The 24,656-nt window shown below is 30.9% G+C and carries 22 protein-coding genes and 1 tRNA gene; 13 read left to right on the top strand and 10 right to left on the bottom strand.

Annotated features, from left to right (window positions below; genetic code table 11):
• Positions 1-89: 89 nt before the first annotated feature.
• The 5 genes from KPL55_RS03560 to KPL55_RS03580 all read right to left on the bottom strand — a co-directional run bounded on the left by KPL55_RS03560 (position 90) and on the right by KPL55_RS03580 (position 3,596).
• Entirely contained in the window at positions 90-527 is a 438-nt protein-coding gene (locus KPL55_RS03560) for a hypothetical protein (protein ID WP_216305341.1), read from the bottom strand.
• 125 nt (positions 528-652) lie between these two features.
• A complete protein-coding gene (locus KPL55_RS03565) occupies positions 653-1,306 on the bottom strand; it encodes an HAD family hydrolase (RefSeq protein WP_216305342.1) in 654 nt (217 codons plus the stop codon).
• 48 nt (positions 1,307-1,354) lie between these two features.
• Positions 1,355-1,879 (bottom strand): phosphatase PAP2 family protein, encoded by a 525-nt coding sequence (locus KPL55_RS03570; protein ID WP_216305343.1) that lies wholly within the window; start codon positions 1,877-1,879, stop codon positions 1,355-1,357.
• An 86-nt stretch (positions 1,880-1,965) separates the two neighbouring features.
• The gene (locus KPL55_RS03575; RefSeq protein WP_216305344.1) at positions 1,966-3,312 is read right to left on the bottom strand and encodes a [Fe-Fe] hydrogenase large subunit C-terminal domain-containing protein; all 1,347 of its coding nucleotides are present in this window, start codon (positions 3,310-3,312) and stop codon (positions 1,966-1,968) included.
• A gap of 208 nt (positions 3,313-3,520) precedes the next feature.
• A tRNA-Pro gene (locus KPL55_RS03580) sits at positions 3,521-3,596 on the bottom strand.
• A 293-nt stretch (positions 3,597-3,889) separates the two neighbouring features.
• Here KPL55_RS03580 and KPL55_RS03585 point away from each other — a divergent pair.
• Positions 3,890-4,510, top strand: a complete 621-nt coding sequence (locus KPL55_RS03585) for a LysE/ArgO family amino acid transporter (RefSeq protein ID WP_216305345.1) — start codon at positions 3,890-3,892, stop codon at positions 4,508-4,510.
• A gap of 5 nt (positions 4,511-4,515) precedes the next feature.
• Here the strand turns inward: KPL55_RS03585 and KPL55_RS03590 are convergent, their stop codons facing one another.
• A complete protein-coding gene (locus KPL55_RS03590; RefSeq protein ID WP_216305346.1) occupies positions 4,516-4,836 on the bottom strand; it encodes a hypothetical protein in 321 nt (106 codons plus the stop codon).
• Positions 4,837-5,037: 201 nt separating this feature from the next.
• Between KPL55_RS03590 and KPL55_RS03595 the strand changes: the two genes are divergently transcribed.
• Together KPL55_RS03595 and KPL55_RS03600 are read left to right on the top strand one after the other, a co-directional pair.
• Entirely contained in the window at positions 5,038-5,394 is a 357-nt protein-coding gene (locus tag KPL55_RS03595; RefSeq protein WP_216305347.1) for a hypothetical protein, read from the top strand.
• On the top strand, positions 5,391-5,822 hold the full coding sequence (locus KPL55_RS03600; RefSeq protein WP_216305348.1) for a hypothetical protein: 432 nt from the start codon (positions 5,391-5,393) through the stop codon (positions 5,820-5,822). The genes KPL55_RS03595 and KPL55_RS03600 overlap by 4 nt, the downstream gene beginning before the upstream one ends.
• 3 nt (positions 5,823-5,825) lie before the next feature.
• Here KPL55_RS03600 and KPL55_RS03605 read toward each other — a convergent pair whose 3' ends face one another.
• From KPL55_RS03605 to murC, 4 genes are all read right to left on the bottom strand, one after another.
• Positions 5,826-7,613 (bottom strand): ABC transporter ATP-binding protein, encoded by a 1,788-nt coding sequence (locus tag KPL55_RS03605; protein WP_216305349.1) that lies wholly within the window; start codon positions 7,611-7,613, stop codon positions 5,826-5,828.
• Positions 7,613-9,349: an ABC transporter ATP-binding protein gene (locus KPL55_RS03610; protein WP_216305350.1), complete on the bottom strand. Its 1,737-nt coding sequence runs from the start codon at positions 9,347-9,349 to the stop codon at positions 7,613-7,615. The genes KPL55_RS03605 and KPL55_RS03610 overlap by 1 nt, the downstream gene beginning before the upstream one ends.
• 220 nt (positions 9,350-9,569) lie before the next feature.
• Complete coding sequence (locus tag KPL55_RS26265) at positions 9,570-9,692, bottom strand: hypothetical protein (RefSeq protein WP_281418800.1); 123 nt, start codon at positions 9,690-9,692, stop codon at positions 9,570-9,572.
• 115 nt (positions 9,693-9,807) lie between these two features.
• A complete protein-coding gene (gene murC / locus KPL55_RS03615) occupies positions 9,808-11,187 on the bottom strand; it encodes a UDP-N-acetylmuramate--L-alanine ligase (protein ID WP_216305351.1) in 1,380 nt (459 codons plus the stop codon).
• 240 nt (positions 11,188-11,427) lie between these two features.
• Between murC and purR the strand changes: the two genes are divergently transcribed.
• The 10 genes from purR to KPL55_RS03665 all read left to right on the top strand — a co-directional run bounded on the left by purR (position 11,428) and on the right by KPL55_RS03665 (position 24,563).
• On the top strand, positions 11,428-12,249 hold the full coding sequence (purR, locus tag KPL55_RS03620) for a pur operon repressor (RefSeq protein ID WP_216305352.1): 822 nt from the start codon (positions 11,428-11,430) through the stop codon (positions 12,247-12,249).
• Positions 12,250-12,345: 96 nt separating this feature from the next.
• Entirely contained in the window at positions 12,346-12,666 is a 321-nt protein-coding gene (spoVG, locus tag KPL55_RS03625; protein ID WP_216305353.1) for a septation regulator SpoVG, read from the top strand.
• Between the two features lie 181 nt (positions 12,667-12,847).
• Entirely contained in the window at positions 12,848-14,218 is a 1,371-nt protein-coding gene (gene glmU / locus KPL55_RS03630) for a bifunctional UDP-N-acetylglucosamine diphosphorylase/glucosamine-1-phosphate N-acetyltransferase GlmU (protein WP_216305354.1), read from the top strand.
• A 258-nt stretch (positions 14,219-14,476) separates the two neighbouring features.
• Entirely contained in the window at positions 14,477-15,448 is a 972-nt protein-coding gene (locus KPL55_RS03635; protein ID WP_216305384.1) for a ribose-phosphate diphosphokinase, read from the top strand.
• Between the two features lie 344 nt (positions 15,449-15,792).
• The gene (locus KPL55_RS03640; protein ID WP_216305355.1) at positions 15,793-16,479 is read left to right on the top strand and encodes a response regulator; all 687 of its coding nucleotides are present in this window, start codon (positions 15,793-15,795) and stop codon (positions 16,477-16,479) included.
• The gene (locus KPL55_RS03645) at positions 16,480-17,895 is read left to right on the top strand and encodes a sensor histidine kinase (RefSeq protein ID WP_216305356.1); all 1,416 of its coding nucleotides are present in this window, start codon (positions 16,480-16,482) and stop codon (positions 17,893-17,895) included.
• Positions 17,896-17,962: 67 nt separating this feature from the next.
• Positions 17,963-19,162, top strand: coding sequence for a S1C family serine protease (locus tag KPL55_RS03650; protein WP_216305357.1), 1,200 nt, complete (start codon positions 17,963-17,965; stop codon positions 19,160-19,162).
• Between the two features lie 188 nt (positions 19,163-19,350).
• Positions 19,351-19,914: an aminoacyl-tRNA hydrolase gene (gene pth, locus KPL55_RS03655; protein WP_216305385.1), complete on the top strand. Its 564-nt coding sequence runs from the start codon at positions 19,351-19,353 to the stop codon at positions 19,912-19,914.
• 57 nt (positions 19,915-19,971) lie between these two features.
• Positions 19,972-23,493 (top strand): transcription-repair coupling factor, encoded by a 3,522-nt coding sequence (gene mfd, locus KPL55_RS03660; RefSeq protein WP_216305358.1) that lies wholly within the window; start codon positions 19,972-19,974, stop codon positions 23,491-23,493.
• A 74-nt stretch (positions 23,494-23,567) separates the two neighbouring features.
• Positions 23,568-24,563, top strand: a complete 996-nt coding sequence (locus KPL55_RS03665; protein WP_216305359.1) for a peptidylprolyl isomerase — start codon at positions 23,568-23,570, stop codon at positions 24,561-24,563.
• Positions 24,564-24,656 lie beyond the last annotated feature (93 nt).

Genomic DNA, 24,656 nt, shown 5'->3' on the forward strand with positions numbered 1-24,656 from the left:
ATAAAAAAAAGAATAAAAATAAATAAGTAGTATAAATTAAATATAAACAAAAGGCACATATTTTGCAAATATATGTGCCTTTTGTTTATTTAAGTAGTAGGCTCCTCTTGGTTATTAACAGTATCATCGGGAGTAATTAGGATGTCTTTTTTCACCCAGCCTTTATTATTAATGTTAGTCTGAGATTTAATAGATATTTCATACCATGAAGCATTAAAAATCTCTGCTGAATCTTGAATTTCTACTAAAGTGTCTTTAGCTACGTTAGATAGAACTGGAGAATTTTCCAAGGGGCTTAAATATAGATTACAATTATCATTTGTAGTTCCAGTGCTAAAAAGGGAAGGTTTGTATTTAATTACTATAGGTCCATCATCATTACGTGAATTCAAAATTTTGGATTTAAAATCTCTATTTTGCCTAGAGATAACCTTTATTTGAGTTTTTTGAGTTGATAATTTTTCATCCATTAGGTAATAATACACACCAAAGCATATTAAAACGATTGAAAATAAAAAAATAAGCAATAATACCTCTCCTTGTAAATTAATACTTTATAAAAATGACTTAGTAATATAGTTGATATTAGTATATAGTATTCCAAAGGACACAAAAAAATTCATATAAAAAAACTCATGTTTAAACATGAGTTTTAAATTGCTGTGGTCAATTCATGATATTGAGTTATATATCTATCTGCATGACTTATTATATCTTCTTTCTGCTTAGCAGAGAAATCATCATAAACGCCTACGACCTTCATTCCAGCAGCTTTTGCTCCTTTAATTGCAGGGAGTATGTCCTCAAATACAATACATTCATCAGGATTTACACCCAATTTCTGAGCTGCAAGTAAGTATACGTCAGGAAAATTTTTCCCTCTAGATACTTCATCCGTTAATGTTATGCTATCGAAATAGTGGTATATATTATTAGCATGAAGTACAACTTCTAATAGAGGTTTGCAATTACTTGTTGCAAGGCCAATCTTTATATTTAAACTTTTTAGTAGGGATAAAAATTCGATTACGCCAGGCTTTAATGTAACATTGTTCTTGTACTCAACATATGCGATATCGTTCCACTCTTTTTTTATTTCTTCTATAGTATCTAGGATACCAAAATTACTTTTAAAATAGGAAGCGGTTTCATCAAAGCTAAGATGCTCTATTTGGGTTTTTAGATTTTCAGGTAGATCCATATTTCTGCTTTTAAAATAATTTTCATCTATTTTACCCCAAACCCACATAGAATCAATTAGGGTACCATCTAAATCAAAAATAGCAGCTTTAATATTTGTTAACATTTAATCAATCACCCCTTAATATAAACATATTTGTATTATTAATTCGTCTTAAAAAAATTTGTAAGTAAGTAAAGAACAAGTGCTTCCAATAATAAGTCCCATAATAACATCTGTAGGATAATGAACACCTATATAGATCCTAGAAAGTCCTACACATATTGCCAAGGGTATAGTAATAAATCCGAATATTGGGAAGTACAAAGCAACTATAATAGCTAATGAAAAAGCACCAGTGGTATGACCTGATGGAAAAGAATATTTATCTATACCTATTTTTTTTATATTTAAATTTGGAATCTTTATAAAAGGCCTTAATCTTGTAACAGTTACTTTTAGAATCTTACCAATACCAGTACTAATCGTAATTGAAATCATAGCTTTAATAGCCATAGCACGTAGCGGTGTACTGTCAAGTAGGAAGGCGCCAGTACAAAATATAAACATAAAAGTAAAGGAGCCTAAGTAAGTCATACAGGGCATTATAATATCTAAGAATTTACACTTCCAAGAATTATTTATAATTCTAAGTATGCTAATATCTTTATTACTTATATATTTAAACAATGATTTCATAAAAACCTCCCCTACAATTAAAAAATTTATCTTGGTTAATGATTATTGTATCATATTCTAACTTATATTTGTATCCAAAGTACTATCTAAAACTCTCTGTTGAAAATTTTGGTCTTGTTTTTATCTTTAAAATCTTCCGCAGAATTAATACCAATTTTACTTAGTATTTCTTGCATACAATCACTATCCATAGATGTTTTAATTTTTGAATCCTCTGCAAATTTATCAATTCTGTCTTTACCTAAACTTGCATTAATCAGGGCTTTAGGACCGCCAACGCAGCCGCCAACGCAACCCATGCCTTCAATGAAATTAGCATTTACGTCTCCGTTTTGAGCTTTAGTAAGTAGTTCTTTACATTCTTTTACACCATTACCTTGAGTAGCATTTAATAAATGGTGTTTTTCCGGGAATAGTTTTTCTATTACTTCTCCAATTGCTATAGATACCCCGCCTGTCCTAGCATAAAGTCTTCCTCCTCTAGAAGCATACTGAGTTGATACATCTTCTTCAAGATTTTCTGGATTAATATCTAATGTATCAAAAATATCCTTAAGCTCTGCAAAGGTAAGTACATAATCTATATCGCCTATTAAATCTTTATCCTTAGCCTCGCCTTTCTTTGCAATACACGGACCTACAAAGACCACTTTGCAGTCAGGGTTTAATTCTTTTAAAACCCTACCTGAAGCAATCATAGGGGATACGGAGGGGGATACATGCTTTACTAGGCTATGGTAAACTCTCTTTACCATTCCTACCCACATAGGACAGCAGCACGAGGTAAGCATTAAATCATCTTTTGTCTTAACATGTTCGTCGAATTCTACTGCTTCTTTTAATGTAAGCATATCTGCAAAAAATGCAACTTCAATCATATCGGCAAACCCAATTTTCTTAAAAGCTGTTCTAAGTTTATCAACATTAACATTTTCTCCAAATTGACCAGTAATAGCAGGGGCTACAGTTGCGATTACTTTGGAATTCCCTTTTAATAAATTTACAAGTGGAATAAATTCTACTTTATCCATTAGGGCCCCATTTGGACAGGCTTCTACGCAAAAACCACAGTCTGTGCATTTATCATTATCTATATAAGTAGTATTATTTTTATTATCTATTAATATTGCATCAAAAGGGCAGGAAGCTTGACACATTGTTTTTCCATTATTATCAACACAATCCATTGTACAATGTTTTATTTTATTTACAATTTTATGATTTGTTTCATAAGAGTTGATAGCTTTACTTAAGTCCTCTATATAACTCGTAGAAAAGTCTACTTCAACTCCGCAAAGCGAAGAAATTGTGGCACTTAACTCAATTTCATTAATAGCATCGTTAGACAATAATTCATGTACCTTATTTTCAAAATTATCTTCATAATATGATTTAAGAAGAGTTTTAAAAAGTTCATTATACATTTTATTCAATATAATCACTCCTAATTAGTTATTAGATATGTAAATTTTAGCATAATATTAATATAAACGTATTGTAAATTAGTATAAATTACTTGGAATTAACATAAAACAATAAAATAGAAAACCATTATATATTTTGTCAAAATTAATTAATTTTATACATTATAGGGTTTAGAAAATTAAAATAAAAAAAGAGTTGTCATTAGACAACTCTTTTTGGTCGGGGTGACAGGGATTGAACCTGCGACCTCATGGTCCCAAACCACGCGCGCTCCCAGCTGCGCTACACCCCGACGACATGTTTTATTATACAAAACAAATGCATAATTGTCAACAATATTCATAATGTTTTTTAAAAATAACAAATGTAAAATTGTAAATTATAATTTCCATTTATTGAAGACAATATCTATTATATAAAACAAATGAGTAAATGTCAACAGTACTTACAAAATTTTTTTAAAAAATAGTTTTGGGGTGTTTTTGAAAAATCAAAATGTATGAGGTATATACAGGATGATTTGTATAAGTTATAATTCTATGAAGAAAATCAGTTTGCCAGTTGGTGAAGAGCTAGGAGGAAAAAATGTTTAGATATTTAATGGATGGTCTGCTTTTAGGATTTGCTTACGTTGTGCCTATTGGTATGCAGAATATATTTGTAATAAATACAGCTATACATAAAAGTAAGCTAAAAGCATATCAAGTAGCACTTATAACCATATTTTTTGATATATCTCTTGCACTTTCATGTTACATGGGCGTAGGGGTATTAATGGAGAGGTTTAAGGTTTTAAAAATATTTATCCTTTTATTAGGAAGTATAGCAGTAATATATATAGGAACAGGACTTGTAATGAAATCACCAAAAATTCAAACTGAAGAAACTATTGATATAAACAGATCATTTATATCAATAATTTGGACATGTTTTGCAGTAACCTGGTTAAATCTTCAAGCTATAATTGATGGATCTTTATTACTTGGAGGTATGAGAGCTACGTTACCGCAATATATGGGGAAATATTTTATTGTAGGGGTATGTTTAGCATCATTCATTTGGTTTTTATCCCTTGCAACAATCACTTCATTATTTAAAGGGAAATTTGATATTAAAGTTCTTAGAATAATAAACTTAGTATGTGGAGTAATTATAATGTTATACGGATTTAAACTAGCATACTCATTTGTAAAATTAATAAGTTAACGTTACTATTTTCTAGCATCTTTTTCTTTATCACCAGAGCCTCTAGTAGGTACAGTAGACATAACGAAACCTACGAGTATAGATACTAGGGCAGGAGCTAAAATGTTAATGTAAACTATATATTGCGTTTTGTATAAAACTAGAGCAGTAACCGAAGTGACGAGTACACTAGCTACAAAAATGATAATTACATATTTTGCGAATGAACTCATAAATTTTTCATATAATCTATGACGAGTTGGTCCACTTATAACACTTCTAAATAGGAAATATGAAGCGAAAATTATTACTATATCTACTATAGCAGAGATTAAAAAATTCTTCATAACATATACCTCCAAAACATTTTTTTCGTATTTAGTATTACCAAAAGTTTATATTTTTACACTATATAATTTTAAAACTTAATAATATTCAATAATCGTAAATAAATTTAGGAAATTAGATTGCTAATGAAACATATAAAATGGCATAATATTAATGTTGAATATTATATTAATGTTTAAGTATTACATTAGGAGGAACATATGAATTATGAAAAAAGTAACTTGAAAATAGTAAGTGATTTTGAAGTTAAAGCTATAAATAAAGATGAATATAACATCGATTTAATAATTAATGTGGAGTTGCGATGTGTAAATTTATATTTATATAACTTACCTAGTTATATAAAATCTAGAATACAATTTCCATCAGTTAGAAGTCTCTTTATTAGATTTTCTACTAAAGATGATAATAACATATGTACAGTTCATTTTTTAAGTGATAGTGGAATTCACTCTACTATGGCAAACTTTGAAATAGATTATAGTGGCTTAGTTATTGAAGTCATTAATAAAAATTTTTTTGTTGATATTAAAATACGCCAGGAGGGAATCAATTGAAAGAAATAAAGTTTAGTAAGTTAACGAAAAAGATAGCTATGAAGCAAGGTGCGTTTAGTATTTTGATGAGTTTTGCATTAATAATAGGAGTTATTGGAGCATTTATTCAAGGAATAAATGGGATAGGAGCAATATTTTTGTTAATAACATTGATATCTATAACATTTTCAATATCTTTTATTATAAAACTTAGAAAATTAGAAAATTTAAATTATTTGGTATTTGATAAGGATAGATTCGAACTTAATAGTAATTTTACGTCAAAGGGTAAGGTTATAATATTTAATGATATAAATAAGGTTCAATTATCAAAAAAGAATATAACAATAACGGTGGGTAAAAAACCGTACTATATTCTCTTTCAACATATTGAACCTGAACATATCAAAGAAGTCAGTCAGTTATTAATGAAATATAATAGAAAATAACATTTAAGCCCCTTCATTTAAGAATTTATACTGGGACATATAGAGATTATAATATAATCCTTTTAGGATTATAAGTTGTTCATGAGTTCCACTCTCTATAATTCTACCGTCATCTATTACCATTATTTTGTCGCAATCTCTGATAGTTGATAGTCTATGTGCTATAACAAAGGAAGTTCTACCGAATAAGAGTTTTTTAATCCCCTTTTGTACAAGCTTTTCTGTAGTGGTATCAATATTCGAAGTAGCTTCGTCTAATATTAATATTCTTGGGTTAGCAAGCAGTGCGCGAGCAAAGGATATAAGCTGCCTTTCACCAACAGAAAGCCGAGCACCTCGTTCATTTACCTCTGTTTGATATGCATGCGTGAGCTTCATGATAAATGAATCAGCATTAACTGCAATTGCTGCAGCAATTACCTCATCATCTGTTGCATCTAATTTTCCGTAACGTATATTCTCCATAATGGTAGTGGAAAATAGGAAGGTATCTTGTAGCATTATACCCATTTGACTTCGAAGTGATTCTATGTCAACATGGGTTACATTTTTACCATCAATTAAGATCTCACCACTATCAACATCATAAAATCTGCTAAGCAAATTTATTATGGTAGTTTTACCTGCACCTGTAGGACCTACTAAAGCTACTGTTTCGCCAGGTTTTATTTTAAAGTTAACATTATTTAATATAGGAACACCATCATCATAACTAAACATTACATTTTTAAACTGAACATCACCCTTTATTTTAGGCATTTGTAATGCATTATTAATTGATAAGATATTAGGTTTAATATCTAGTATTTCAAAAATTCGCTCGGCAGAAGCAAAATTCGTTATTAATGAATTATAGAAATTACTGATGTTCTGAATAGGTCTCCAAAACATTGCAATATAAGCAGTAAAAGCTACAAGCTCACCAATAGTTAATGCTTTTGATTTAATAAGAGGAACGCTGTACCAATATACGAGTAAACTCCCAATTCCCCAGGATAATTCTACCATCGGCCAAAACATATCGTTTAGTCTTACAGAACGCATAAAGGAATCCATCATACCTCTAACATAGTTTACGAAAGTTTTAGAAGTATTAGCTTCTGAGGCAAAAGATTGAACTATTCTTATTCCAGAAAAGTCTTCGTGGGTATAGGCATTAAGATTAGAACGTTTTGATCTATATACTTGCCAACGTTTTCTAGAAAATATTTCTATACAAAAAAATCCGATAATTAACACTGGTAAAAAAGATACGGAAATAAGAGCCAGTTTAAAATTCATAGAAAACATAATAATTGTTACAAATACTAGAGTTAGTATTTCGGGTATTAAGTTAGTTACGCTACTAGTAAAAAGATCTTGAAGCGAGTTTACATCGCCAATAACCCTTGCAAGTATTTTTCCTACAGGTCTGTTATCGAAGAAGTTAAGGGATAGTTTCTGAATATGACTAAATAATTCTTGCCTTATATCTAAAAGTGCGGAGTTTGTAACAGATGCCATCATATTAAATCTTATTCTGGATGCTATCAAGGATACTATATTGAAAGCTATCATGAATGCAGCGATTTGCGTTAGACCCACTATATTAGATGCAGCTATATATTTGTCTATTGCTACCTTTAAAATGTATGGATTTAATAAGGAGCAAATCATTACTAGGATCATTAGCAATATAACTATAACTACCTTAAGTTTATAAGGTTTTAAATAACTAAATATCCTTATTATTAAGGCACCTTTAGATACTTCTTTAAACTTCTCATCTTGCCCAGTTGAATTCTTAATCATTATATAATCACCCCTTCTAGGTCTATAAAATCTGTGAATTGTTGAGTGAAAACCTCATAGTAGTTCCCTTTTTTCTCAAGTAATGTCTTATGATTACCCATTTCAATGATATGACCATTCTCAAGAAATAGTATTATATCAGCATTTTTAACCGCAGAAATTCTATGTGCGATTATAAAGGTAGTTGCCTTATTTTTTCTTTTGTTAAGATTCTTTAATAGATTGTATTCTGTTTCCATATCAAGTGCTGACGAGGCATCATCAAGTATTAAAATGCTGGAATCCTTAATTAGTGCTCTCGCAATAGAAAGTCTCTGTTTTTCACCACCTGAGAGGCCCAGGCCCCTCTCACCAATAACTGTGTTATAGCCTTCAGTAAGATTTTGAATGAATTCGTCAGCGCAAGCATCTTTGCAGGCATTTTTTATTTCATCAAAGGTTGCATCTTGTTTTCCAAACCGTATATTTTCATAGATGCTTTCTGAAAACAAGAAAGTATCTTGTGCAACTACGGACATTTTTTTGCGCAGGTCTGCTATACGTATATCTCTTAGATCATTACCATCTATTGTGATAGAGCCTTTTGAAATATCATAATATCTGCCTATAAGATTTATAAGTGAACTTTTACCAGAACCTGTAGTACCCATTATTGCAACAGTACTTCCAATTGGTATATCTAAATTGATATTTTCTAATATATTGTTTTCATTATATTTAAAATACACATTCTCAAATTTTATATGGCCTTTAATTTGAGGCATTGGTATAGCATCATTTTTATCTTTGATTTCTGGTTCTGTATCAATTATATTAAATATTTTTTTTGCTGAAGTATTAGCTTGAGTTATGATATTTGTAAGCCATCCTATCATCCTCATAGGCCAAATTAACATCCATACATATTGGCTAAAAGCCACTAGTTCACCTATAGATAGTGAATTTTTAATTACTAGTAGTCCACCAACACAAACTACGGACAGAACGGAAATATTGCATAAAAAGTCTATCATAGGGAAGTGTTTGCTCCAAATCTTAGCTTGAGACATATTAAGGCGATAATTTTTTCTATTATGATTAAAAAACTTCGTTGTTTCATATTTTTCTCTAGCGAAAGCTTTTACAAGTCTTGCACCAGCTATATTTTCTTGGGCGGTAGTATTCAAAACTGCGTTATGATCACTTATTTTGTCATAGGCTTCCCCAACCTGTTTTTCAAGCTTAAATGCTATATATCCAATAATTGGCATAGTTATGAGAGTCACAAGTGAAAGTTCCCAGTTCATTCGGAATATAATGATTGAGGCAACTATAAAATAAAATACTTGTTCAATGGCAAGGCCTATACCAAAAGCGATGGACATCCAGACATTATCCACATCAGAACCCATTCTTGACATAAGTTCACCAGTGTTCATATTATCAAAATATTTAAAAGGCAGACTTTGAATATGATTAAATAGGTCAGTTTTTAAATCTATACTTATCCTAGAAGACAAGTAATCTAAGGTATATTCTCTAATATAACCAAGGACTGCTCTAGCACAAGTAATTCCAGTAAGAGATATTAACACAAAAGTTAGAAGGTTATATTCTCCATTACCTAGTACTTTATCAATCATAACTTTTATAAAATAGGGATTAAACATGTCTAGTGCGATACTAATTAACATTGCTATAACAGGTATAATTACAAAGAGTTTATAATTTGAAACATATTTTATGAGTCGTTTCATCTAAGCGATGCCTCCTTCAAGGTCGATATATTTTATTTAGGTTTAATTTATTAACAGAAAAAAGCCATGGAAATATCCATGGCTTTTTAAAAACTAATTATGCATAAGAAATAAAGATGCATAATTAGTTGATTCATATAAAAAGGTCATAGACTTACAGTCCATGACCAATGTTTATAATTTCATAAAAATACTTTAATGTTTAAATATTTATAAACAATTATGAAAAGATAACTTTCATTAAGGTAGGACTATCATATAAAGTTTTAGGCGTATTAATGCCATTAGATATAATAAAATTAAATTTAACATAAGCATTAGTAGATATTTCTTTATTAAACATAATTACTACCTCCTTTTCAAAATGTAAAATATTTATTTTTTTTCAAATGATTACTTTTTAAGAATACTTTATTTATTAATGTTTGTCAATGCAATATTTAAAAATATTTATAATCTTATTTTAAGTACATTTCGCCAACGTTAACAACGTCACCTGCACCCATTGTAAGTAGTAAGTCACCTTCTTTTAAATTGAGGTTAAGATAATCAACTATTTCATCAAAACTATGAATATTTACACAATTAACATGTTTATCTCTTATGCTATCTCCAAGCATATTCGAACTTACTATGCCAGTGTCCTTTTCTCTTGCTGCGTAGATATCTGCTAAGATCAAATTATCCATCTCGTAAAAAGAATTTGAGAAATCTTCAAATAAACTTAAAGTTCTTGAATAAGTATGAGGCTGAAAAACACAATATATTTTATTATGAGGATAATTTCTTGCAGCACTTAAGGTTGCTTTAATTTCTGTAGGATGATGAGCATAATCGTCGATAACAGTAACACCATTTTTAGTACCTTTTAACTCAAATCTTCTATGTGTACCTTTGAAACTTGAAAGGCCTGAAGTGATTGAGTCGTTAGAGAAATCTAAAATTAGTGCAGCGCCAACACTTGCAAGGGCATTTAGAACATTATGTTCCCCTGGAACGTTAAGATTTATCTGAAATAATGTTTCACCATCTTTTTGAACATCAAAAGTAGCACAACCGAGTGCATTGTAGTTAACATTTTTGGCCATGAGGCTTCCGCTATTTAAGCCATAAGTGAGTATGTTGCAGCTATAATTACCCTCGCTTAAGACAGTTTTAACATTTTCATCTTCTATGTTTGCTACTAGGTATCCTTCTTTAGGTATAATATTTATGAATTTTTTAAAAGTATCTTTAATGTGATTTATGTCTTTATAGTAGTCTAAATGATCTGCATCTATATTTAATATTGTTCCTATATAAGGAAAAAACTTTAAAAATGATGCTTTATATTCGCAGGCTTCTGTAATGAAATATTCACTATGTCCAGCTAAAACATTTCCACCGATAGCATCTAATTCGCCACCGACAAGTATTGTTGGGTCTATATCCTCTTTCAAAACAATGTGAGCGAGCATTGAGGTTGTAGTAGTTTTACCGTGAGTGCCAGCTACTGCTACATTATACTTATGACCTTTCATAATATGACCCAAAAATTCAGCTCTATCCATTAAAGGTATATTTAACTGCTTAGATTTAATGTACTCAGGATTATCAAATGAAATAGCAGCGGTATAAACAACTAGATCTACGTCATTTATATTATCTCCATTATGTCCTATATATATTTGAGCACCCTTTTCTTTTAGTTTGTTTGTTATATGAGATGACTTCATATCAGACCCGGAAACCTTATAGCCGCTACTTATAAGTATTTCAGCTAGGCCACTCATACTTATGCCGCCAATTCCTATGAAATGTATTTTCTTGTTTATATCTTTTATAAAATCAAAAGACATTACATCAACTCCTTAAAAATGATTATTATTATAGTATATGCAAATTGCATAATTATTGATTATTGAAAATGGATGAATGTACTTCTTAATTATATACAAAATTACTAATAAGTTAAACTTTTTTTTATTACTCATATAATCATTGTAATAAAGATAAAAAAGATTTACAATTAAAATACGAATGATAGATTATTTTTTACTAGTTAAAATTCGTAAAAATAAAAATATGGGTGAGATATTATGAATAAGTATAGTAGAAATCAAAGAATTACAGGAATTACAAAAATACTAACAGAGAATCCTAATAAGACAATTAACCTGAAAACTTTTACAGAACTATTTAATGCTGCTAAATCCACAATTAGCGAAGATATTGTTATTGTTCGTGAAACTTTAAGCGATCTTTCTATGGGGAAAATAGAAACTGTAGCAGGAGCAGCTGGTGGAGTAAAATATATTTGCGGAGTATCAAAACAAGAAAGTGATATATTTGCAGAAGAATTATGTGAAATCTTAGCGCAAAAAGATAGAGTGATTCCAGGGAATTTTATATATATGACTGATATTATGTATAATCCAGAAATAGTGCATAAAGCAGGGGTTATTCTGGCATCCGCCTTTAATAAGCTTGATATAAATTATGTTGTAACTGTTGAGACAAAAGGCATACCACTAGCGTATGAAGTGGCAAAAATGCTTGGAGTGCAATTAGTTATAGTAAGACGCGACCCTAAAGTTACTGAAGGAAGTACTGTTAGTATAAATTATGTCTCTGGGTCTAGTAACAGAATTCAAACCATGTCTCTTTCTAGAAAGTCTATAAAAAAAGGCAGCAAATGTATTTTTATAGATGATTTTATGAAAGCTGGAGGGACTGCAACAGGCATAATGAATTTGCTTAAGGAATTTGAAAGTGAACTTTTAGGGATTGGCGTTCTCGTTGATAATATTGAGAGCGGTAACAAATTAATAGAGGGGTATATATCAATTATTCAGTTTGAAGGAATAAATGAGGAAGGTAAATCTGAACTAACTCCATCTAAAATCTTCGAAAAAGCGTAATATTCTAAAAATTAAATATTTATTTACAATTTAAGAAGGAAAATCCAAAGTTATAGAGAAATAGTAATATTATAACGCAATTTGGAGGTGGAGTATATGGAAATTACAGACGTTAGAATTAGAAAAATTGCTACAGAAGGTAAAATGAAAGCGATTGTATCAATAACTTTTGACAATGAATTTGTTGTTCATGATATTAAGGTTATAGAGGGACAAAGTGGACTTTTTATTGCTATGCCAAGTAGAAAAACTCCAGATGGAGAATTCAAGGACATAGCACACCCAATAAATACTCAAACAAGAGAGAAAATTCAAACAGCTATTTTAGGTGAGTATGAGAAAGTCAAAAATGAAGAACCAGCACATCGAGTAATAGAAAAAGAAGCAGAGACAGTAATAGAAAATGTAGAAGTATAAATAAAAAGGGGGAAACCCCTTTTATTTTTTGAAGAAAAATACAGAAAAGCACTTGAGGCTAGTTGCAATTAAATATTATATAAAATATAATATAAAATATAATATAAAAATTAGTTTACTAAAGTGAATATAAAATAAAATGTGTAAATATGTCGAATTATTGTATAAAGAGGTGTTTTATTTGTATAAATGCGCTATAATATTAGCTGCAGGTGAAGGAAAAAGGATGAACTCTAATCTCCCTAAGGTTATGCATAAGGTTTGTGGAAAAGAAATGATAAACCATGTTATTGACGTTATGAGGACTGCAGATATTGAAATGGTTGATGTGGTAATCGGAAAAGGAGCAGAAGAAGTTAGAAAAGGAACAGAGAGCAGAAATATTAATTATTCGATTCAAGAAGAGCAGTTAGGAACAGGACACGCAGTAATGTGTGCTAATGAATTCCTAAAAGGGAAAAGTGGTACAGTAGCAATATTTGTTGGAGATGGTCCCCTAATTACTGAAAATACAGTTAGGAAGATGTTAGATTTTCATGAAAAAGGTGATTTTAAAGCTACTATATTAACTTCAACTATTAGCGACCCTGCAAAGTATGGTAGAATAATTAGAAATGAAAATGGGGAAGTTAAAAAAATAGTTGAGTTTAAAGACTGCAGCGAAGACGAATTATTAGTTAATGAAATTAATTCAGGTATGTATTGCTTTAATATAGAAGAACTACTTAGTAGTTTAGATAAATTAAATAATAATAATGCTCAAGAGGAATATTATTTAACGGATGCTATTGGAATATTAAAAAATCAGGGATTTAAGGTTGGAGCTTTTGATGTACCAGCAGGCGAAATTACTGCTGTTAATTCTAAGGTAGAACTTGCACATGCACAGGAGATTATGAGAAAAAGAATTAATATAAAGCATATGGAAAACGGGGTTACAATAATAGACCCTAACAGCACTTATATTGATTGCGAAGTTGAAATAGGGAAAGATACTGTTATATACCCAGGTAATGTACTTGAGGGTACGACTATTATTAAAGAAGAATGTATTTTGTATCCTAATAATAGAATTTATAATAGTATTCTTGAAAATGGAATTTCAATTCAAACTTCCGTAGTACTAGAAAGTGTAATAGGAGAAAAAACAACTGTAGGGCCTTATGCATACATTAGACCAGAAAGCGTTATTGGTAAACGTGCTAGAATAGGAGACTTTGTAGAAATTAAAAAATCTACTATTGGAGACAATACAAAGGTATCCCATCTTACGTATATCGGTGATGCAGAAGTTGGCAGTGGATGCAATTTTGGTTGCGGGACTGTAGTTGTAAACTATGATGGTAAATCAAAATACAAAACTATAATAGGTAATAACGCCTTTATAGGGTGTAATACTAATTTAGTATCACCTGTAAAAGTTAATGACAATGCGTATATTGCGGCTGGATCCACAATTACAAATGAGGTTCCTAAAGATGCTTTAGCAATAGCTAGGGCAAGACAGAGGAATATTGAAAATTGGGTAGTGAAGTCAGGACATAGCAAATAAAGTACTACACATATATAATAAGTAAATTATAAAGGGAGGTGGAAAACTGATTTACGCGGTAGAAGGTGTTTATAAAAACTACTAAATCAGCATTAAATATGAAGTCTTACCTTTAATGGTATGATAAATTTTTATGAGAAATATTCTCCTGGTAGTTTAACATTCAGATACTTCAATTCTATTTAGTAGATAGAATGAAAATTCATAATAAATTATATGAATGTAATTTATTATGTCTTTTGTAAATCAGGACTACAGATGATAAGCCATGGCAAAAATATTAAGATTTTCGCAGGTAACTCAAATCCTAAGTTAGCATCAGATATAGCTGACATACTAGGATTACCAATTGGAGCTTCACAAGTAGGAACTTTTAGTGATGGAGAAATATCTGTCAATATCCATGAAACTGTTAGAGGGGCAGATGTATTTGTTGTTCAATCAACCAATGAACCAGTAAATGATAATTTGATGGAATTACTTATTATGATCGATGCGTTTAAAAGAGCTTCAGCAGGAAGAATAACAGCAGTTATACCATACTATGGTTATGCTAGGCAAGATAGAAAAGCGAAAGCTAGAGACCCAATTACAGCAAAACTTGTAGCAGATATTATAACAACTGCCGGAGCAGATAGAGTACTTACTATGGATCTACATGCAGCTCAAATACAAGGGTATTTTAATATTCCTGTTGATAATATGACGGGAACACCAATACTTGCAAAATATTACATAGAAAATGGATTTAAAGATAGAGATGATGTAGTTGTAGTTGCGCCAGATCTTGGAAGTGTAGCTAGATCAAGGAAATTTGCAGAAAAGTTAGATGCTCCAATAGCTATAATTGACAAGAGAAGACCAAAAGCTAATGTTGCAGAAATTATGAACGTTATAGGAGATATAAAGGGTAAAACAGTTATAATGATGGATGATATGATAGATACTGCAGGAACTATAACTAATGGCGCTAACGCTTTAGTTAAGCTTGGTGCAAAATGCGTTTATGCTTGTTGTAGCCATGGCGTATTATCTGGACCTGCTATTCAAAGAATAAATGATTCTGTAATCAAAGAGTTAATAATATTAAATACTATTGATATTCCAGAGAGTAAACATAGTGACAAATTTACCACACTATCTGTAGCTCCAATTTTGGCAGAGGCAATAAAAAGAATATATGAAGATGTTTCTGTAAGTAAATTGTTTGAAGAAGTGAGTACAGACTAGAAGAGACATATGTTAAAATAGCGATGCGCAATTTTTTTTATAATTGGGCGTCGCTATTTTATTTTATAATTACATATATATAATAGCCAGAAAATGACTATAATATATATCATAAGTATGTATTTAAATGTTTAAAGACTAAACTATAGCAGTGAATAATTTGTAACATTTTAAAAAAACTAATCACTAAACATAAAAGTGTGATAAATTAGTAATAAGGTAAACAATTCATAAGGTTATTTGGGTTAGATGTACAATTTACAAAAATAGTAAGCTGAACAGAATAAAAAATAATTAATAAAATAATAGAGAAAATAGTATAGGAAAAATTAGGAGGTACTGATATGGAAGGAACTATAGGAAAGATACTAATAGTTGATGATGATAAAAATATTGCTGAGGTAATTAAGATGTATCTTGAAAATTCAGGATATGCAACAAAAGTTGCACACGATGGAAGGGCTGCGCAGGAAGCATTTTTAAGCTATAAACCAGATTTAGTGCTTTTAGATATAATGTTGCCTTATATTGATGGAATAGATGTTTTAAAATGGATAAGGAAAGAAAATGAAACTCCGGTTATTATGCTTACTGCCAAAGGGGAAACTTTTGACAAGGTGTTAGGACTAGAACTAGGGGCTGATGACTACGTAGTAAAACCTTTTGAACCAAAAGAAATAATAGCGAGAGTAAAGGCTGTGCTTAGACGTTATAATTTAGATAATGGTGGAAAAGAGGTTTTAAATTTTGAGGACCTAGAAATTGATATTAACTCGTATAATGTTACATATAAAGGTGAAGAAGTAAAAATGCCACCAAAGGAATTTGAATTAGTACATTACTTAGCTCTTAATAAAAATAGAGTTTTCACAAGGCAACAGTTATTATGTGAAGTTTGGGGATATGATTACCCAGGAGATTCTAGAACCGTGGATGTCCATGTTAAAAGGGTAAGAGAAAAACTTCAAGGAGGATCAAATTGGCAAATTGAGACCGTTTGGGGAGTAGGATATAAATTCGAGGTGAAATAGATGGTAAAAAAAGGGCTGTTCTTTAAGATGTTAGCCACTTACACTATAATAATTTCTATGAGTTTAATATTTATTGCATCATTTTTATCTTATTGGTTTCAAAATTATTTCTTTAACCAAAGAAAACAACAATTTATGGATAACTCATATGTTATACAAAGTTTTGTTGAAGAGTATATGGCTGGCGATGCTTCGGTTGAAGCCGTAAATAATTCTATATCATTAATTGCTGAATATATAAAATCGGATATATGGCTAGTAAATAGTTACGGCTATGTTTATGTCGTATCTAATAAAGAACACAAGGAGTTTATGGGAAAACAAGTTTTTGTTGAAGAACTAGAACAGCTTAGACTTGGACATACCTTTGAAATTACAGGTCCATATGCTGGAATTTTCGATAAAACAGTAAGAGTATACGGTACGCCTATAAAGAGTGAGTCAGGCAGTTTTTTAGGATCAATAATATTATATAATTCTATTGAAGAAGTAAGCCAATCTTTAAAACGGGTTTATGAAATAATTTGGATATCCGCGATATTTGCTATAATATTTTCCTGTATAGTTATATATTATTTTTCACAAAAAATAATTATAAAGCCATTAGCTGAAATTAATTCCGTAGCTAGGAAGATATCTAATGGAGATGTGGATAAAAGAGTTTATTTGAAATCTAATGATGAAATCGGAGAACTTGCTCAATCTATTAACTTTATGGCTGATTCAGTAGAAAAGAACGAGAAAAATAGGCGCGAGTTCATATCTAATGTATCACATGAGATTAGATCGCCTATAACATCAATTAAGGGGTTTATTGGTGGAATACTAGATGGGGTAATACCAGCGGAAAAGGAGAAATATTATTTATCTATTGCATATGAAGAAATACAAAGACTAACAAGGCTTGTAAACGACTTATTGGATATGTCTGCAATTGAAGCAGGGGAATTTAGCTTGAAAATTATCGAAGTGGATATTAACGAAATTATTAGGTTAACAGTTATAAAAAATGAAACAAAAATCAAAGAAAAAAAGGCATCTTTAGATGTATTCTTTGACCAGGATAATTCTTTTGTAGCTGGGGACACAGATAGGTTAGTTCAAGTAATCACAAACTTATTGGATAATGCAATAAAATATGTTAATGAAGGTGCAAAAATAAAGATTAGTTCAAAAACAAAAGGAAAAAAAGCATTCATATCTGTATTTAATGTTGGTCCACAAATAGCAGAGGAAGATTTATCTCATATCTGGGATAGATTTTATAAAGCAGATAAATCAAGAACGGCAAAAGATAGCACAGGGCTTGGATTATCTATTGTGAGGAATATAATAACTCAATTACAGGAAGATATATGGGTCGAAAATAAGGAAAATGGTGTTTGTTTTACTTTTACATTAAGGAAAGTGAAATAGTTTACGATAATGAAGGTATGTATATAAAACTTCCGTAACCTAGGTATAACCAATAGGAGGTGATGTTATGGATAAAAAAGATAACTATGAATCGAATGAACAGATAAGAGATGCTATGTGGAAGAACGCAGAACGAGGCGGTGATATATTTAGCGAAATTAAATTTAGAAGAAACAATAAAAAGAATTATTTTAAAGCATTTGTAAAAGTATTTAGCTTTATACTAATAGCAGCACTTTCTGGTGGGACTGCGGCGCAATATGTAATTAATAAAGCAATATCAAAGAATGTTAATGGCAATACTAATTGGAGTGTGTTACAAAATAATGTCCAGGGGGAATATGAAAATCCTATTTTGCAAGTCACTCAAAAGGTAGCACCAACAGTAGTTGGTATAAGTGATAAAAAAGAAGGCGAGTGGGAAACTCCTGAAGGAAGTAGTTCGGGAATTATAGTTAAAAGTGATGGATTTATTATAACTAATTACCATGTTATTAAAGATGCGTTGCAAATAAATGTAAAACTGAGTAATGATAATGTCTTAAAGGCAAAAGTAGTAGGCGTAGATCCAATAACAGATTTGGCGGTTTTAAAAGTGGAAGCTAGTAACCTTCCTGTTGCAAAATTTGGAGATTCATCAAAGGTTAAAATTGGTGACGTAGCTATTGCTATTGGAAACCCATTAGGGGAACAGTTTTTGGGAACAGTTACAGCTGGTGTTATAAGTGCAATTGATAGAAAGATAAATATAGTTGATAAAAAGGCAGGAGAACAGACTATATATAAAGTAATACAAACTGACGCAGATATAAACCCTGGTAATAATGGTGGTGCCTTATGCAACATCTATGGAGAAGTTGTCGGTATAAATAATGTGAAGCTTAAATCAACTAGTGAATATTATGGAATGGGATATGCTATTAATTCAAATGAAGTTAAGCTTATAATTAACGATTTGATGACTCATGGTAAAGTCAGTAGGCCATCTATTGGTATCTATGGGGAGGTTGCAGTTCCAACTGATAATGATGGAATTGAGGGAGTACGTGTACAAGAAGTTATAAGTGGTAGCGGAGCGGCGGAAGCTGGAATTATAACTAATGACATTATAGTTCAAATGGCTGATGTGAGCCTCAAAAATATGGAAGACTTAAGTAATATTTTGAATAAGCATAAGGTGTCTGATAAGGTCTCTTGTAAAATTTGGAGAAATGGTAAAGCTCTAAAAATTAGCATAATGATATCTGAATTAAAAGAACTTTCATAATTAATATTAAAGCTTACTATTTTAATTATTTTGAATTACCATATAGTATATGGTAATTTTTATGCATATTTTTATGCGTAGTTGTAGATTAAAATATATTTTTGGTATAGTATTATAAATAAGACAAATGAAAAGAATAATTATGTAATGGATACATGTCTAAAACATAATAATATTTGGAGGTAATGATGTACTTGGTAGTTGGACTCGGAAATCCGGGAAAAGAATATGCACATACAAGACATAATGTAGGATTTGATGTTATTGATTTATTGGCAAGTGAGTATAATGTTTTAATTAATAGGATAAAATTTAAAGGTGTATATGGGGAAATTAATATAGCTGGTGAAAAAGTAATTCTATTAAAACCTAGTACATATATGAACTTAAGTGGGGAAAGTATACGCGAAGCAGCTTCCTTTTATAAGATTCCTAATGAAAATATCATCATAATATATGATGATATTAGTTTGGATGTAGGTAAACTAAGAGTTAGAAGTAAAGGAAGTGCGGGCGGACATAACGGGATAAAAAGTATTCTAACAAATTTATCATCTGATCTATTTCCAAGAATAAAAATAGGTGTAGGGAAACCTGAAAAATCACTAATACCTCATGTTTTAGGTAGGTTTTCTAAAGAGGACCGGGTACTTGTAGAAAAAACATTTGAGGCAGGTGTAAAATCTGTCCGGGTTATAATAGAAAAAGGTTGTGATGAAGCAATGAATCTATTTAATGGATTCATTGCTTAAAGAAGTTATTATATAAAATATTTAAACTATATTTATGTTGGAGTGAGAGGTGTTAACATGAGACTAAGCGGGCTTATGAAGCCTTTGAAAGAGAGCAAACAATTTAAAGAAATTTTAAAAAGTATAGAGAAAAAAACATATCCTATTGGAGTATATGGACTTTCGGAATCAGCTAAGAATTATTTAGTGAACGGTGTATATGAGCAATTAGATAAGTCTATACTAATTTTAACGCATTCTGATGTAGAAGCTAAAAATATCTACGAAGATTTATCTTTTTATGTGAATGATGTTTATTATTTTCCAACTAGAGAGATGGGTTTTTATAATGCAGATGCTGTATCTGGTGATCTAAGATGGGAACGACTTAAAGTAATGAAAAAGATTACACAAAGTGGTAAAAAAATAATAATTACCTGTATTGAAGCTTTGGCGGCTACTTATGTACCTATAGACTTGCTAGAAAAATATATTTTCAAATTATCTGTAGGAAGTAAATTAAATTTAAATGATTTCTCGCAAAAATTAATACAGTGTGGGTATGAAAGAGTAGACAGAGTAGATACTAAAGGTCAATTCAGCGTTAGGGGAGGTATAGTTGATTTATACCCTCCTACAACTCCGTTGCCGTTTAGAATAGAGCTCTATGATGATGAAGTAGATTCTATAAGGACATTTAATGGTGAGACTCAGAGGAGTATTGATAAGGTAGCAGAAATTGAAATGTTTCCTGCAAAGGAAATAATATTAACTCAAGAGACTCTGGAAAAAGGTTATAACAATATAAAAGAAGATTTAGAAAAGGTATTAGGTACTTTAAGTAAAAAGAAAGACAAAGAAACTATTGCAAGAATAACATCATTAGTTAATATTAACTTAGAATCACTAAAAGAAACTTGGAGTTTTAAAGATATTGACAGCTATATGCCTTACTTTTATGATGAAACATCAACTTTTTTAGATTACATGAAGGGATCATTCGTAGTAATTGATGATGTACAAAGATGTTTAGGCAAACTAGATAGTGTATATTTCGAATTTGAAGAAAATTATGAAAATTTTTTAAGGCGTGGGAATATACTTCCTAAACAAGCAGAGGGTTTAATTAATAAGGAATATATATATGAAGATTTAGAAAGCCTACAAGTTATGACATTAAATGCTATTGCAAAAACTACTTTAAAACTTAAACCAAAGTGTATAATATCTTTTTCACAAATTACAACTTTTGATTACCATGGTCAATTAGATATGCTTATTGAGGATATAAAGGACAAAAAAAGTAAAGGCTATAAGACTATAATACTTTCTGGAACACGTACTCGCGGCGAAAGGCTCATAGCTACACTTAGAGATAGAGGTGTTGAAAGTGTTTATAAAGACAGTATATCTCAAATTGAGTTTGGTGAAGTTGTTGTAACATTTGGTAACCAATTAAAAGGTTTTGAATATCCGGAGCTCAGGGTGTGTGTTATATCTGACAAAGAGGTCTTTGGACAATCAAAACGGAAAACTACTAGTCGCGCCAGTAAAAAGGGAGTAAGTAAAATTAAAAGTTTTACGGAGCTTAAGTTAGGAGATTATGTTGTTCATGTAAATCATGGTATCGGTGTATACAAAGGAATTAAACAATTAGAGGTTCATGGTCATAAAAGAGATTACCTAGAGCTTAGTTATAATTCAGGAGACACGCTTTATGTTCCAGTAGAGCAACTAGATTTGGTGCAGAAATATATTGGAAGCGAAGGTAAAGCACCTAAGATAAGTAAACTAGGTGGAGCAGAATGGGTTAAAGCAAAGAATAAGGTAAAGAACTCTATTGCAGATATTGCAGAAGATTTGGTGAAACTTTATGCAGCAAGATCTACGCTTAAGGGCCACAGGTATAGCAAAGATACTGTATGGCAAAAACAATTTGAGGAAGAATTCCCATTTGATGAAACACCAGATCAATTAATAGCAATTGAGGAAATCAAAAAAGATATGGAATCAGATAAACCAATGGACAGGTTAATATGTGGTGATGTTGGATACGGAAAAACAGAAGTAGCGGTTAGAGCGGCTTTTAAAGCGGTTATGGATGGCAAACAAGTGGCATTCTTAGTGCCGACTACAATACTGGCTGAGCAACATTATAAAAATCTCACGAAAAGATTTTCTGATTTCCCAGTGAAAGTTGAGATGGTTAGTAGATTTAGAACTCCGGCTGAGCAGAAACTTGTTATAAAGGCTACAAAAGAAGGAAATGTAGATATATTAATAGGTACACATAGAATAATTCAAAGCGATGTTAAGTTTAAAGATTTAGGGGTATTAATTATAGACGAGGAACAACGATTTGGTGTAACACACAAGGAAAAAATAAAGTCTCTAACAAAGAATATAGATGTGATCACGTTAACAGCAACGCCGATACCGAGAACTTTGCATATGTCGCTTACTGGAGTTCGTGATATAAGTGTAATTGAAACACCGCCAGAGGAGAGATATCCAATACAAACCTATGTGGTGGAATTTAATGACCAGCTAATAAGGGATGCAATTTTAAGGGAACTTAATAGAAATGGTCAAGTTTTTTTTGTATACAATAGGGTAGAAACTATAAAAGAGATGGCAGCCTATATAGGACAGCTTGTCCCAGAGGGTAGAGTATGTATCGCGCATGGTCAAATGACGGAAAGAGAACTTGAATCTGTGATGATAGATTTTATGGAGAATAAGTACGACATATTAATGTGCACAACCATCATTGAGACAGGAATAGACATACAAAATACAAATACTATAATAATTTATGAGGCAGATAAGATGGGACTGTCCCAGCTTTATCAATTAAGAGGTCGAGTTGGTAGATCAAATAGAATAGCTTATGCGTATCTTACTTATAAAAAGGATAAGGTATTAACTGAAGTAGCCGAAAAAAGACTTAAAGCAATAAAGGATTTTACGGAGCTTGGTTCAGGTTTTAAAATAGCGATGCGAGACCTTGAAATTAGAGGTGCTGGTAATATGATGGGTGGGGCTCAACATGGACATATGGCAGCTGTAGGTTATGATTTATATTGCAGAATGCTAGAAGAGACAGTTAAAAGTATAAGGGGAGATATAGAGAAACAACCTATTGAAACATCTGTTGAAATAAAAATCGATGCTTATATACCAGGAACGTATATTGAAGATGAGATGCAAAAAATTGAAATTTATAAAAAAATTGCAGCTATTGATTCGCGCGAAGACATGTTAGATATACAAGAAGAGATAGAAGATAGGTTTTCAGATATACCAGTTTGCGTTGCAAATCTTATGGACATTGCGTACCTAAGATGTGTATCATCTCAGGTTGGAATAATAGAGATAAAGGAAGTAAACGAAGAGATTATACTACAATTCGAGAGCAGTGAGAGAATAAATCAAAAGTTAGTTAAGGCATTAGTTACTAAATATATGAAAAGTATTATATTTAAGTTAGGGAGCATGCCAGCTTTTGCATATAAAGTTAAAAATTCGAATAAAGAAGAGGTGCTTGCAAATCTCATAGAGATTGTTTGTTATATAAAAAGTATAGTTGAAATAAAGTGAGTTTGTGTTAAAATTAATGGGTATCGCAGCGAAACTACAAATGACTATATTACATATAGAATGGGGGAAATGAAATGAAAAACGTAAAAAAAATAATCAGCACCGCCTTAATAACTATATTTGCTACATCTTTAATTGGGTGTAATATGATTGAAAAAACACCAGAAGGTATTGCTAAAAGCACAGTAGCTAAGGTTTATGATTCTAAAATAACAAGAGGTCAAGTGGATACACAATTAGTGGGTGTACTTAAACAACTGGAAACACAATATGGAGCAAGTTATAAAACAAATACTGAGGCTATGACTCAATTAACGACTCAAAAAACACAAGTATTAGAAGGATTAATTACTGAGAAAATTATAAATTATAAAGCAAAAGAGTTAAAATTAACGCCTACAGAAGCTAAGATGAATGAAGAAATAAATAAGCAGTTAGCAGAGATTAAGAAAAGTTTAGGTACAGATGCGCAGTATAAAGCGGCGCTCGCAAGTGCAAGCCTTACAGAAGCTGCATTGAAGGAAAGAATAAAACCAAGTGTTGTTCAAGATGCTTTATATAATGAAAGTACAAAAAATGCAAAAACTACTGAGGCAGCTGAGAAAGCATATTACACTAGTAATCCTACTCAGTTTACAGAAAAACCAAATACAATTCATATAGCACAAATTTTAGTTGCAACGCAGGCTGAAGCGCTAGCAGTTAAAAAACGATTAGATGCTGGTGAAGATTTTGCTAAGGTAGCTAAAGAGAAAGGTACGGATTCAACTAAGGATGCTGGTGGAGATTTAGGGTTCTTAGAGTACAATAATACACAAATGGATCCAGATTTTATGGCAGCTGCTCTAAAGCTCAAAGTAGGAACACTTTCAGCACCTGTTCAAAGTCAATCTGGATTTCATATAATAAAAAATATCGAAAAGAAAGAATATCCTGTTAAAAAATTTGAAGCTGTTAAAGCAGATGTGGAAAAAATACTTATAACAAAAGAAAAAGAAACTCTATGGACAGCTGCAATGAAAAAATGGCAGGAAGAAGCTAAAATAAAGAAATATGATAAAAATTTATAAAAATTTGTATTATGAAAGATACCTTTAAAATTTGGGTATCTTTTTTTATATTTTTTGATGAATTGGGAATAATAATATATAAACAAATATTTT

Origin of the sequence: Clostridium lacusfryxellense (assembly GCF_018861735.1) — a bacterium.
GTDB lineage: Bacteria > Bacillota > Clostridia > Clostridiales > Clostridiaceae > Clostridium_AD > Clostridium_AD lacusfryxellense.